This is a genomic window from Marinobacterium maritimum (assembly GCF_039523155.1).
GTDB lineage: Bacteria > Pseudomonadota > Gammaproteobacteria > Pseudomonadales > Balneatricaceae > Marinobacterium > Marinobacterium maritimum.
Genome location: NZ_BAAAET010000002.1, coordinates 1,026,327 through 1,039,157, shown reverse-complemented (window position 1 = coordinate 1,039,157; position 12,831 = coordinate 1,026,327). Strand labels below are relative to the sequence as shown.

At 60.9% G+C, this 12,831-nt stretch carries 14 protein-coding genes; 4 read left to right on the top strand and 10 right to left on the bottom strand.

Features of this window, described 5'->3' with window-relative positions; genetic code table 11:
* From ABD013_RS10945 to ABD013_RS10905, 9 genes are all read right to left on the bottom strand, one after another.
* Window positions 1-217, bottom strand: a 217-nt coding sequence (locus ABD013_RS10945) for an electron transfer flavoprotein subunit beta/FixA family protein (protein WP_425543402.1), incomplete at its 3' end; no start/stop codon positions are given.
* A gap of 109 nt (window positions 218-326) precedes the next feature.
* A complete protein-coding gene (gene fadB / locus ABD013_RS10940) occupies window positions 327-2,468 on the bottom strand; it encodes a fatty acid oxidation complex subunit alpha FadB (protein ID WP_343805759.1) in 2,142 nt (713 codons plus the stop codon).
* A 116-nt stretch (window positions 2,469-2,584) separates the two neighbouring features.
* Window positions 2,585-3,766 (bottom strand): beta-ketothiolase BktB, encoded by a 1,182-nt coding sequence (gene bktB, locus ABD013_RS10935; RefSeq protein WP_343805757.1) that lies wholly within the window; start codon window positions 3,764-3,766, stop codon window positions 2,585-2,587.
* Window positions 3,767-3,789: 23 nt separating this feature from the next.
* Window positions 3,790-4,767 (bottom strand): NAD(P)H-dependent flavin oxidoreductase, encoded by a 978-nt coding sequence (locus tag ABD013_RS10930; protein WP_343805755.1) that lies wholly within the window; start codon window positions 4,765-4,767, stop codon window positions 3,790-3,792.
* A 68-nt stretch (window positions 4,768-4,835) separates the two neighbouring features.
* On the bottom strand, window positions 4,836-5,633 hold the full coding sequence (locus ABD013_RS10925; protein ID WP_343805753.1) for an enoyl-CoA hydratase/isomerase family protein: 798 nt from the start codon (window positions 5,631-5,633) through the stop codon (window positions 4,836-4,838).
* 37 nt (window positions 5,634-5,670) lie between these two features.
* On the bottom strand, window positions 5,671-6,831 hold the full coding sequence (locus tag ABD013_RS10920) for an acyl-CoA dehydrogenase family protein (RefSeq protein WP_343805751.1): 1,161 nt from the start codon (window positions 6,829-6,831) through the stop codon (window positions 5,671-5,673).
* A gap of 57 nt (window positions 6,832-6,888) precedes the next feature.
* Complete coding sequence (locus ABD013_RS10915) at window positions 6,889-7,671, bottom strand: enoyl-CoA hydratase-related protein (protein WP_343805749.1); 783 nt, start codon at window positions 7,669-7,671, stop codon at window positions 6,889-6,891.
* 62 nt (window positions 7,672-7,733) lie between these two features.
* Entirely contained in the window at window positions 7,734-9,779 is a 2,046-nt protein-coding gene (locus ABD013_RS10910) for an acetate--CoA ligase family protein (protein ID WP_343805747.1), read from the bottom strand.
* A gap of 20 nt (window positions 9,780-9,799) precedes the next feature.
* Window positions 9,800-9,988, bottom strand: a complete 189-nt coding sequence (locus ABD013_RS10905) for a hypothetical protein (RefSeq protein ID WP_343805746.1) — start codon at window positions 9,986-9,988, stop codon at window positions 9,800-9,802.
* An 80-nt stretch (window positions 9,989-10,068) separates the two neighbouring features.
* On the opposite strand from ABD013_RS10905, the gene ABD013_RS10900 reads away from it, so the two are divergent.
* Together ABD013_RS10900 and ABD013_RS10895 are read left to right on the top strand one after the other, a co-directional pair.
* Window positions 10,069-10,452: a type 1 glutamine amidotransferase family protein gene (locus tag ABD013_RS10900; RefSeq protein ID WP_343805745.1), complete on the top strand. Its 384-nt coding sequence runs from the start codon at window positions 10,069-10,071 to the stop codon at window positions 10,450-10,452.
* Window positions 10,453-10,522: 70 nt separating this feature from the next.
* Window positions 10,523-10,855, top strand: coding sequence for a DMT family transporter (locus ABD013_RS10895; protein WP_343805743.1), 333 nt, complete (start codon window positions 10,523-10,525; stop codon window positions 10,853-10,855).
* Between the two features lie 55 nt (window positions 10,856-10,910).
* Here the strand turns inward: ABD013_RS10895 and ABD013_RS10890 are convergent, their stop codons facing one another.
* Window positions 10,911-11,822: a LysR family transcriptional regulator gene (locus tag ABD013_RS10890; RefSeq protein ID WP_343805741.1), complete on the bottom strand. Its 912-nt coding sequence runs from the start codon at window positions 11,820-11,822 to the stop codon at window positions 10,911-10,913.
* A 91-nt stretch (window positions 11,823-11,913) separates the two neighbouring features.
* Here ABD013_RS10890 and ABD013_RS10885 point away from each other — a divergent pair, with 91 nt between their 5' ends.
* Together ABD013_RS10885 and ABD013_RS10880 are read left to right on the top strand one after the other, a co-directional pair.
* Entirely contained in the window at window positions 11,914-12,129 is a 216-nt protein-coding gene (locus tag ABD013_RS10885) for a DUF2798 domain-containing protein (protein WP_343805739.1), read from the top strand.
* Between the two features lie 49 nt (window positions 12,130-12,178).
* Window positions 12,179-12,793 carry a glutathione S-transferase family protein gene (locus tag ABD013_RS10880; RefSeq protein ID WP_343805736.1) on the top strand — a complete coding sequence of 205 codons (615 nt, stop codon included), beginning with the start codon at window positions 12,179-12,181 and terminating at the stop codon, window positions 12,791-12,793.
* Window positions 12,794-12,831 lie beyond the last annotated feature (38 nt).

Below are 12,831 nucleotides of genomic sequence, written 5' to 3'. Positions count from 1 at the left end.
GGATCTGCTCCTGGCAGGCCTTGGGACCGATGGACACGACGACCACTTCAGAGGCCGTGCCGGCTTCCTTCAGGCGTACGGCTTCTTCCACGGCGATTTCACAGAAGGGGTTCAGGGCCATTTTGACGTTGGCCAGATCCACGTCGGTGTTGTCCGACTTGACGCGCACCTTGACGTTGTAGTCGATGACGCGCTTTACAGCTACGAGTACTTTCATCAAATCCTCACTTCAGATTTCATGCGCCCCGGCTCGCGCGGGGCGGGTATTATTGTCGAGCCTGCGAAGGTCAGCGGCCCGGTGCTGACCCCGCATAGAGAGTCTGGACTCAGGCGTAAAAGGGACGGGACTCGGCCGCTCGCTGACGCAGCTCGTCGGTGACCCTATTAAGCTCACCCTGCCCCAGATGGCGGTCGGCCTGCTCACAGAAGACCTCCAGCCCCAGCGTCTGGATATGGCGCAGCGGGCCGCCACGGAAGCGCGGGAAGCCCAGCCCCAGCACCAGACCCATGTCCACTTCAGCCGCGCTGCCGACGATACCGTCCTCCAGACAACGCACGGCTTCCAGGCAAAGTGGCACCATCAGACGCTCGATGATCTCGGCATCGCTGACCTCAACCGGAGCCTGCCGGCACGCCGCCTGGAGTTCGCGCGCCTGGCCATTCGGTTCCTTGAAGCGACGGCCATTGTCGTCAACGCCGTAGAGGTAGAAGCCCTGACCATTTTTCTGGCCCAGACAGCCGGCCGCCAGCAGGCCTTCCATGATCACTTCGCCGTCGTGCAACATCCGCTCGGGGAAACCGGCCTGCAACACCTGATCGGCATGCACCATGGTGTCGATGCCAACCACATCCGCCAGATAGCCCGGCCCCATCGGCCAGCCGAAGGCTTCCATGACACGATCGATGCGCTGGAAGTCGACACCGTCGAGCAGCAGTCGGTTGAAGCCGTTGAAGTACGGGAAAAGGATGCGATTGACCAGAAAGCCCGGGCAGTCGTTGACCACGATCGGCGTCTTGCCCAGAGCCGTCGCATAGGCCACGGTACGGGCAATGGTTGCGTCGCTGGTCTGGCTGCCGCGAATCACTTCCACCAGCGGCATCTGATGCACCGGATTGAAGAAGTGCATGCCACACAGCTGTTGCGGACGTTCCAGCCCCCGAGCCAGCTGATCGATGGAGATGGTCGAAGTGTTTGAGGCCAGCACCGCATCCGCAGGCAGCTGCTGCTCTACCTCGGCCAGCACGCTGGCCTTGATGGCCGGATTTTCCACTACTGCCTCGACCACCAGATCCACCTGATCAAAGCCGTTGTAATCCAGACTTGGAGTGATGCCAGCGAGCACTTTGGCCTTGCCCGACTCGTCCAGGCGTCCCCGCTCCACCTGCTTGTCCAGCAGGCGGGTGGCGGCATCGAAACCCAGATCCAGCGCCTCGGTACGGATATCCTTCATTCGGATAGGAATACCGGAAGATGCTGACTGGTAGGCGATGCCGCCGCCCATGATGCCGGCGCCCAGCACCGCGGCCTGCTTGACCGGGTTGGCCTGTTTGCACCAGTGGCGGGCCTGTTTCTTCAGCAGCTGATCATTCATGAACAGGCCGACCAGGCTAGCGGCAACATCACCCCGGGCCAGTTCGACAAAGCAGTCCGCTTCGATCTCGAGCGCCTGAGTGAACGGCAGGTTGATGTGCCGGACAACACTGTCCAGAATGGCACCAGCCGCCGGGTAGCGAGTGTCCAGTTTCTTGTGCAGTTGTGCCGCACCTGCCTGCAAAGCATCATGCTCCAGCGGTTCCTGTGAAACCGGCGACTGTTTGCGCTGGCGGTATGGGCGGTAGTCGATCTCGCCATCGATCAGGCGCTGCAGCGTTGCCAGCGCCTGCTCATACAATTGATCAGCGGACGCGACCTGGTCGACGGCTCCCGCCGCCAGCGCCTTGGCAGCATTGCGCGGTTTGCCATCCAGCATCCAGTCCAGCGCGGCTTCCGCGCCCAACAGACGGCTCAGGCGTACCGTGCCGCCCCAGCCCGGGCAGATACCCAGACCGACTTCCGGCAGGCCGACACGTGTATCATCGGCCAGTACCCGTACATCCGCCGCCAGCGCCAGCTCGAAGCCGCCACCCAGCGCCATGCCGTTGATCGCCGCCAGCGTCGGAAACGGCAGGTTTTCCAATTGATTGAACAGCGCCTGAGAGGCCAGCACCCAAGCCTTGAGTTCCGCCGCATCACGGCGGAAGTGGTGTTGGAATTCGGTAATATCCGCACCCACGATAAACATCGGCTTACCGCTGGTGATCAGGCAACCGCGAATATCCGACGCGGCTGTCAGCAGATCGAGAACGGTCTTGAGCTCGCCCAACGTCTCGGTATTGAAAGTGTTGACGGAAGCGGATGCAGCATCGAATCGCAACTCGACGATGCCCGCCCCCCTGCGCTGCAGTGTTATTGTTGTTCCAGCAAACATAAGGCTAGCTCTCACATGGCTAAAAAAGAGCCGTCCCTGGCCCCAAGGTCCGCTCACATCATTCTGATGTGCATGAGGATGAAGCAATCGTTGTCACAAGCGTCATGTCAGACGTTTCAGATGCGCTCGATGATCAGCGCGATGCCCTGCCCGCCACCGATACACATGGTGATCAGGCCGTAGCGACCGCCGGTGCGCTGCAGCTCATACAGAGCCTTGACCACCAGAATCGCACCAGTCGCGCCAATCGGGTGTCCCATGGCGATGGCACCGCCGTTGGGATTGACCTTCTCGGCCGGGAATTCCAGGATCGACGCCACCGCACAGGCCTGGGCGGCAAAGGCTTCGTTCGATTCGATCAGGTCGATGTCGGCCAGTGACAGCTGTGCCTTCGCCAGTGCCTGACGCACGGCATCCACCGGCCCCAGCCCCATCACTTCGGGCGCGACGCCGGAGTGGCCGTAAGCCACCACCCGTGCCAGCGGCGTGGCACCCAGGCGGCTAACCGCCTCCTCGGTCGCCAGGGTAACGGCAGCGGCGCCGTCGTTCAGGCCCGAGGCGTTACCGGCAGTCACGCTGCCGTCACGCTCGAACACCGGGCGCAGGCCGCTGAAGTCTTCAATGGAAGCTTCCAGCCGCACATGCTCATCGCGGCTGAACACTTTTCCCGGGCGCTTGGGGTTGATCTCCAGCGGCAGGATCTGGGTATCAAAGTGACCCGCTGCAATCGCAGCCGCCGCACGCTTGTGGCTCTGCAGCGCATAGGCGTCCTGCTGAGTGCGATCGATCTCATACTGGCGCGCCACATTCTCGGCGGTAACCCCCATATGGCCGTTGCCGAAGGGATCGGTCAGTACGCCAGTCATCATGTCGATCGACTGAGCATCCCCCATCCGCTGCCCCCAACGCAGGTTCGGCAGCAGGTAACCGGCCCGGCTCATGCTTTCGGCACCTCCAGCCACGGCTGTTTCAGCGTCGCCCAGCTGCAGCATCTGGCTGGCACTGATGATCGCCTGCAGACCACTGCCGCAGAGGCGGTTGAGCGTCAGCGCACGTGAATGGGGCGACATGCCGGCCTCCAGGGCCGCCACGCGGGACACGTACATGTCCCGGGCTTCGGTGTGGATCACATTGCCGAACACCGCTTGCTCGTATACTTCCGCGTCCACGCCGGAGCGGGCGATAGCTTCACGGGTCACCGCCGCGGCCAGTGTCGAGGGCGCATGATTTTTCAGGCTGCCGCCGTAACTGCCGATGGCGGTACGGTTACCTGACAGGATATAAACAGGATTCAACATGAGGAGTCCTCCGACATTCGAACTCAGGCTTTGACCAGGGCTGCCAGACGCTGATTTATGATCGCCTTGGCATCATTAACGATGCCGGACACCAGCTGATCAACCGTCGGCACGTCATGGATCAGGCCCGCCGAGATACCGGCCCACCAGATGCCGTGTTCCAGGTCACCGCTTTCCAGTACCACCGCGCCACGCTTGCCCGATACCAGCTCGGCCACGTCACCAAACTCGGTCCCTTCGCGGCGCTCGATATTGGCTACTTCGACCGAGACGGTGTTCTTGAACACACGCGCGGTATTGCGGAACTTGCGGAAGATCAGCTGGGTATCCAGCTCGGATGCCTCAACCAGTCGCTGCTTCAGATTGGCGTGGGCCGGGCTTTCCTGGGTGGCAACAAAACGGGTACCCATGCTGATCGCCTCGGCGCCCAGCGACAGCGCAGCCACCAGGCTGCGACCATCACTGAAACCGCCACAGGCGATCACCGGAACGCTGAGCTCTTCCACCGCACGCGGCACCAGCACTAGGGAGGGGATATCGTCCTCACCCGGATGACCGGCAGCTTCGAAGCCATCGATGGTTACCGCGGCACAGCCAACCTGCTCGGCCTTCTTGGCGTGACGAACAGAGGTGCACTTGTGCACTACCTTGACGCCGGCCTCGTTAAACATCGGCATGAAGGGCTCGGGGCTGCGTCCGGCGGTTTCCACCACCTTGACGCCGGACTCGACTATGACACGGGCATACTCTTCATAGGGCGGCGGCGTCATTGATGGCAGAATGGTCAGGTTGACGCCGAACGGCTTGTCGGTCAGCTGCTGAGTACGCTTGATCTCTTGCGCCAGCGCTTCCGGGGTCGGCTGAGTCAGGGCGCTGAGAAAGCCCAGGCCTCCGGCGTTGGCCACAGCCGCCACCAGCTCGGCGGTGGATACGCGCTGCATGCCGCCCTGAATCACCGGATGTTCAATACCGAAAAGTTCGGTTACGCGTGTCTTCAACATGGTTCATTCCTCATGATGCGTGTCCTGGTCAGATCCAGGTTCAATTTATTGTTGTAGTGTTCGTACTCTCAGGCGGACAGGAACCGGGGCGCGCGGCGCTCCAGAAAAGCCGTCACACCCTCGACAAAATCATCGCTCTGGGCACAGTCGGCAAAGCTGTCCAGCTCCGCGTCCAGCACCTTTCTCAATGCATCCAGCCGCTGGCTGCGCAGCAGCATCAGCGTATTGGCCGTGGCCACACCCGGCCCGGCCCCCAGCTGCCCGGCCAGACGAGCCACCTCGGCGTCCAGATCCCCGGCAGCGACACGACTGCTGACAAGGCCCCATTGCTGGGCCTGTTCGGCATCGAAACCGCGGTTATTGAGCAGCAGATCCGCGGCCCGGCCTGCGCCGATCAGCCTTGGCAGGTTGTAGCTCAAGCCACCATCCGGGGTTGCCCCGAGACCGATATAAGCCGGCACAAAACGGCTGTTGTCGCTGGCCACCAGCAGATCGGCCAGACAGCAGAGGCTGAGGCCGAAGCCCGCCGCGGCCCCCTGAACCACCACCAGCAGCGGCACCTTCAGACCCGCCAACAGCTCGACCACCTCATGCGCCAGGCCGATATAGCGGCGCACCGCAGCCGGACGCTGAGACGCCGGCAACCGAATCAACTCAGCAAAAAAAACGATATCGCCGCCGGCACAAAACGCCTTACCGTTGCCTTTCAGAATCACCACGCGCAGATCCGGGTTGTCATGCAGGCCCAGCAGGGCCTGCTTGAGTTCACCGAACGCGGCTTCAGAAATGGCATTGAGCTCGGCTGGACGATCGATCGTCAGGGTGGCAATACCTTGATCGCACACCAGCTGGATACAGTCGTACATGTTCGGCTCCTTCTGTCCCGGTTCAGAGAGTTGGGTTTCAGGCTTCAGCGTTACGCAGCAGCTCACGGGAGATGATGTGGCGCTGAATCTCGGACGTACCCTCCCAGATGCGCTCGATACGGGCATTACGCCAGATACGCTCCAGCGGCAACTCGTCCATCAGGCCCATGCCACCGAAGATCTGCACCGCTTCGTCGGACACCTTGGCCAGGGTTTCGCTGGCAAACAGCTTGGCCATGCCAGCATCGCCGTCGGTCATGGTGCCCAGATCCATCTTCTGCGCGGTGAACAGGGTCAGCAGGTCCGCGGCACGGATGTTGGTGGCCATATCCGCCAGCTTGAAGGAGACACCCTGGTTCTTGCCGATCACCTGACCGAACTGCTTGCGCTCGGCAGCCCAGCCGACCGACAGATCCATGGCACGCTGCGCCTGACCAACACAGTTGGCGGCAACCATCACGCGACCAGCGGTCAGCCAGTCGTTGGCAACAGCCCAGCCCTTGCCGACTTCGCCCAGCACCTTGCTGGCCGGTACGCGGCAGTCATCGAAGAAGAGTTCGTACTGGTGGTAACCACGGTTGCTGACACAGGTCGGGCCACGGCGGATATCCAGCCCCGGAGTGTCGGTGTCGACCAGGAAGGCGGTCACTTCGTTGCGCTGACGACCATTGACTTCATGGGTGCCGGTCACGGCGAACACGATGGCAAAATCGGCATCGCCGGCGTGGCTGATAAAGTGCTTGCTGCCCTTGAGTACGAAATCGTCGCCGTCACGCACCGCACGGGTCTTGATACCGGCCGCATCGGAACCGGCATCCGGCTCGGTCAGGGCAAAGCAGTCGCTGCGTTCACCACGTACGCAGGGCAGCAGGTACTCTTCGATCTGGTGCCCGGTGCAAGCCATCAGGATCTTGCTCGGACGCGCCACGTAGACATGCAGCGCCCAGCTGACCTTGGACAGTTCACGCTCGATCAGCGCCTGAGACACGTAATCCAGACCGGGGCCACCGACCTCTTCCGGCATGTTGAAGGCGTAGAAGCCGGCTTCCAGTGCCTTGTTGCGAATCTGCTCGGCCAGCTCGGGGGAGACTTCACCCTTGGCCTCGACTTCGGCTTCGTATGGCAGCAGCTCTTTCTCGACAAAGGCGCTGACGGAGTCGATCAGCATCTGGTGTTCTTCAGTCAGTTGGAAATCCATGATGGCTTACCTCAAATCAAAAGTGTTTCTTATTGGTGTATGTACGGATGCGCTGACTCAGGCGCCCTGCCATTCCGGCTCACGGCCTTCCTGGAACGCCTTGGCACCTTCGGTGGCGTCGGAGCTGGCCAGCATCTTGCGGAATTCAGGCCAGGTTCCGGCACGCAGCTCGCGGTAGCTTTCGTTGAACGACAGCTTCTCCGTCTCGCGCACCACTTCCTTGATGGCGGCCACGGACAGCGGAGCAGACTTGAGAATGCGCTGGGCCAGCTGGCGCGCTTCGTCCATCAGCTGTGCCTGGGGCACGACGCTGTTGATCAGGCCCAGATCAGCCGCGTCCTGAGCGGTCAGGCGCTTGCCGGTCAGCAGCAGCTCCATCGCCTGTACGCGGGACATCATTTTGGGCAGCAGGAAGGTAGCGATATCCGGCGCCACCCCCACCTGAGCTTCCGGCAGCCAGAACTGGGCATTATCGGAGGCCAATACAAAGTCAGCGCGCAGCAGCATCTCGAAGCCGGCACCCAGGGCGTAACCGTTAACGGCGCAGATCACCGGCTTGAGCAGGCTGTCCATTTCCGGGAAGCCACCGAAGCCGCCTTCCCCGAAGTCACCGGTGTACTCTTCACCCTCGGCCACGGCATTCAGGTCCCAGCCGCCGCAGAAAAACTTCTCGCCGGCACCAGTCAGAATGGCCACGCGCATCTCGGGGTCATCGCGGAACTCGGCGAACACTTTGCCCATTTCGCGGCTCAGCTTGGCATCGATGGCGTTGCCCTTGGGACGGTCCAGGACGATCTCAAGCACCTGTCCGTTGCGGGTTACATGCAGATATTCGTTCATCACTGTTCTCCAGCTAGTGCGTGACCCGCGCCTGTTTGCGGCCACGCAGGGTTGTCTTGCAATCAGTCCAGAATCCGTACCAGGGCATCAGCCGCCACAGCTCCCTGCCCCTTGGCACGAAGCAGCAGCGGATTCACGTCCAGTTCGGCAATACGGTCGAAGTTTTCACGGGTGAAGTGGGCGATCGCCTCGATGGCATCGACCGCCGCTTCGATATCGGCCTCGGCACGACCGCGGAAACCGGTAAACAGGGCGGCACTGCGCAGCTCCATCAGGGCAGTGCGGATCTCTTCGCGGCTTGCCGGCAGCAGCAGCGACTTGCTGTCGCGCAGCAGTTCCACCAGCACGCCACCGGCACCGATCACCAGGTAGGGGCCAAACTGCTCGTCACGCGCTACGCCGACGATTACTTCCGCCACCACCCCATCAACCATCTTCTCGATCAGGAAACGATCGGCCAGAGACGCCATCTGCGCGATGGCCGCCGCCACTTCGTCAGCGCTGTGCAGGTTCAGCTTCACGGCGCCCACGTCGGTCTTGTGCGCTACTCCCAGGCCTTTCGCCACCAGCGGATAGCCCAACTGCTCGGCCGCGACCGCCGCTTCCTCCGCACTGGCGACAATGCGGTTTTCCGGCACGCTCAGGCCGTAGGCCGCCAGCATCTGCTTGGACTCGGCCTCATCCAGCATCTTGAGACGGGTGTCATCGAATTCCGGCGCCGGCTTCAGCAACGGCTGAACCGCTTCGGCAGCCCAAACACGGCCGATATCCGCGGCCGCTTCCACACCTTCCAGGCCAGCACCCAGCCCCGACAACGGTACCACCCCCTGCTTCATCAGCAGTTTGGCGGTGGCTTCGGGCATGTTTTCCGGCAGCATCGCCAGGACCGCCGCCTTGGCACCAGTGCGCTTGACTGCATCAATCAGTGCGTTCTGCGCCGGCTGCCAGGCATGGGCACTGCAGCGCTCAACGTGCGGGTAGTCGAACAGACAGAGGGACAGGTCGAACTCACGGCCGATGAAGGCAGCGAAGGTGTCGGTCAGTCGTGCCTGGTCAGCCCAGTCAAACAGCTGGTAATCGAACGGATTGGAGACGCTGACCAGCTCATGCACGGTGGTTTTCACCTGCTGCATGTGTGCGTCAGACAGTGCGGTCAGCTCCAGTCGGGTGTCCTCTACGGCATCCGCGACCAGCGCCCCGTCACCACCGGACGGGCTCATGGAACCCAGCTTGTAACCATCCAGGGGGCCAAAAAGGTGCAGTACCTTCAGCGCTTCGATCAGCGCCTCCATGGAACGCACTCGACCCACGCCGGCACGGGCGAACAGGGCATTGATCAGCGTGTCGGAGCCGGCCAGAGACGCCGTATGGGACAGCGCCATCTTCTGCGCGGCATCGGAGCGACCGGACTTGATCGCCACCACCGGCTTACCCAGTTCACGGGCATATTTCACTGCGCTCTCGAACGCCACCGGGTCCGCAATGCCTTCGATGTAGAGACCGATCGCGGTCACGCTGTCCTGCTGGGCGAACTCGCGAATGGCATCCTGGAGGTCGAACTTGAGCTTGTTGCCCAGCGACACCACATAGGCCATCGGCAGGCCACGCTGCTGCATGGTGAAGTTGACCGCCACGTTGGAGGACTGGGTGATGATCGCCACACCGGACTCAACCTGCTCGCCACCCTGCTGGTCCGGCCAGAGAATGGCCTGATCCAGATAGTTCAGCAGGCCGTAGCAGTTCGGACCCAGCAGAGGCATGTCGCCGGAGGCTTCGCGCAACCGGGCTTCCAGCTGCTTGCCTTCTTCACCGGACTCGCCGAATCCGGTGGCGTAGCAGATCACGCCACCCGCGCCACGCTCGGCCAGCTCGCCGACGACGGATACGGTAAGCGTGCGGTTGACCGCCACATAGGCCGCATCGGGCGCAGCGGGCAGATCGGCGACGGAGCGATAGACCGGCAGCCCTTCAACCTGATCCTTTTTCGGATGGACCGGCCAGATCTCTCCGGTATAACCCGCCTTGAGACACTGGCGAACAACTTCTTCGGCTTCACGACCGCCGATCACCGCAATGCTGCGGGGCCGAAGAAAACGGGCAAATGACATAGTTTCAGCTCCTGAAATCATCAGTTTTTATCTTTGTTGTGTGCATCGGATCCCAGACCCGTCTGGCCGAGCGTGTCGCCGCAGGAGCGTCCTGTCGGCAGCAGTTGCGTTGCATCATCGCCGAACGGCCGCCGGTCGATGTCGCGCTGACAGCCACAGTTGTCACATTTTTCGCCGAAATATCCTTCCCCCCTTTTGTGGGGGATCATTGTGTGGTCCAGAAAGCGACAATGACTGACGGGCTGAAGGCAGCCCTTGAGCGGGGATTCGGAAAGGGAGAAATGGAAGCGTGAAACACTACTGTTTTGTACTGCTGCCCGAGTACAGCAATCTCTGCCTGTTCAACTCACTGGAACCGCTGCGGGCCGCCAACAGCTTCATCCAGGGGTCGGGCTATCGCTGGACACTGGTGTCCATCGACGGCCAGCCCGCCACCAGCCCCAGCGGCTTTGACATCCAGCCACACTGCAGCCTGGATCAACTGCTGGACGAGGATAAGCCGGATGCCCTCTTCGTGCTGGCCAGCTACAACTACCAACGCCATACCACGCCGCAGGTAATCGCCAGGCTGCGTCAGGCCCGGCAGCAGGTGGGCCTGATCGGCGGCGCAACCCAGGCCAGTGCCGCAGGCCTGGCCAACTGTGCCCTCCGAGCGCCGGCATCCCATACCTGAAACCCTTGGTCCCCGGCCACGTTCATGCCGATAATGCTCTACTTCTGCCCCCCTCGACGGAGAACTCACAATGAAATACTGGCTGTTTCTGTCCATCGCCATTCTGTCCGAAGTCATCGCCACCTCGGCCCTCAGGGCCAGCGAAGGCTTCACCCGACTGGCACCCTCTGCCACGGTGATCATCGGTTACCTGATCTCGTTCTACTTTCTGTCACTGACGCTGAAAGTGATTCCGGTGGGGATCGCCTATGCGATCTGGTCCGGTATCGGCGTGGTGCTGATCGCTGCGGTGGGCTGGTGGCTCTATGGCCAGAAGCTGGATCTGGCCGCCATCTTGGGCATGGGGTTGATTCTGGCGGGCGTGGCGGTAATCAACCTGTTTTCAACTTCGGGCGGGCACTGAGTCCGCCGAGGTAGAAGCGCCTCAATAGCAAAGTTTGGCGCTTTTCCAAACAGGTTCAGCCCATTCCCCCCTGCAGAACTGGCTCTCGACTGATGTAATCCTCCATAAAATCCCTCAGGCAGCGGGCACGCACACTGAGCAATCTGCCATCGGACCAAACGGCAAAGATGTCACGACGCGGCCCCCACCACTCGGGCAAAATGATCTTTAGTAATCCGGCCTGGAGCGGTTGCTGAATCTCGCTATCGGGCAAAAGTGCAATACCCAGACCATCACACGCAAACTGACGCACCAGCGCCAGATCATCCACCCTGGCAGCCGGGGTCAGATGCAAGTCCATCTGCCGTCCACCGTTGATATGCTGCAAGCGCCAGGGTGATAGATGCTTGAACGCCAATGTCTTGTGCTGTTGCAACTGTTCCAGGGTTTCGGGTATTCCGGCACGGCGCAGATATTCGGGTGCGGCCACCAGGTGAGTGCCCACCCAGCCAAGCTTCTTCTGATACAGCCCCGAGTCCGCCTGCGGGCCAATTCGGAGTGCGATATCGATCCGCTTGTCGAGCATGTCTTCAGTACGGTTGCTCACCATAAGCTCCAGCCGTACCTGTGGATACTGACGCATGAAAGCGGTCCACATGGGTCTCAGCACACCGGTGGCAAGGTTGGTCGGTGCCGAGACCCGCAGCAGTCCACTCATCTCCTGATTATCACGGCTCAGCCGGGCACTGGCCTGTTCAAGTTCATCAATCAATCCAGCGTAATGCTGATAACAGACCTCCCCTTCGCTGGTGAGGCTGAAATGACGGGCCGAACGACGTACCAGTTGATAACCCAACTCGCTCTCCAGCCGTTTCAAGCGTCGGGTTACGGTTGCCGGTGGCAGCTGCAGAAATTCGGCGGCAGCAGCCAGACTGCGCTTGCGAGCTACCTGAATGAACAGAGCCAGATCGTCAAATGATGGTTTCATATTTGAAATTTAAGATTACAAACGCGCCAATGTTGAAAGCTTAAGCAATTATATACACTCCTTTCACCTCCACCATCCACAGGAATCCGAAATGAAACAGAGACTCTGGTTTACCGCTCTGATGTCACTTGTCCTTTCCTTTTTCATGACCGCTTATGTGACCTGGCTGAACCTGGGCTTCTCTGACCTGTACGTCACCCAGTGGATGCGGGCTTTCAGCATGGCCTGGCCAGCGGCTGGGGTGATCTCCTTTATCTTTGGTCCAACCGTTCAGCAGTGGTCCCACCGCTTGGCTGGACAACGCTGAACATGCTTAACTACTGGCTGGCACCCAATAACACCAAGAAGAGGCCTATATGAGACTCCACGAAAAGGCAGGCACCCCAAGTGCCGAACGCGTAAACATTTTCCTGCGGGAGCTGGGCATTGAGCTTGAGCGCGTCGATGTCGATATTCGCGCAGCGGAAAACCGAACCGAAGCCTTCATGGACAAGGCACCAAACGGGCTCATACCGGTACTTGAACTGGAGGATGGCACCCATATCTGTGAGAGCGTGGCGATCTGCCGCTACATCGATGCCATCAATCCCAATGAGCTGGCTCTCTTTGGGCAAACGCCAATAGAACAGGCAAAAGTGGAGATGTGGCAGCGGATTCTTGAGTTTCAGGGCGTTGTACCGGCCTTTCAGGCCTTTCGCAACCTCTCGGGTTTCTTCAGTGACCGTGAAACCTGCATCCGGGAATGGGGTGAGGAGTCGCGCCAGCGGCTGAGCGCATTTTTGCCAACCCTCGATAAACAACTCGGCAAGCATAACTGGGTGGCCGGTGAGCACTTTTCGATAGCGGACATCACTCTGTGGGTACTGTGCGGTTTCCTCGGTCGCCTTGAGATCGAACTGGGGGAGCAGCTGCCCAACCTGCAGCGCTGGCATGCACAGATGGCGCAGCGGCCGTCGGTTCAGAAAGGCTGAGCCCGACCACAGCCGTAAACGGGAGCCGACTCGATGCC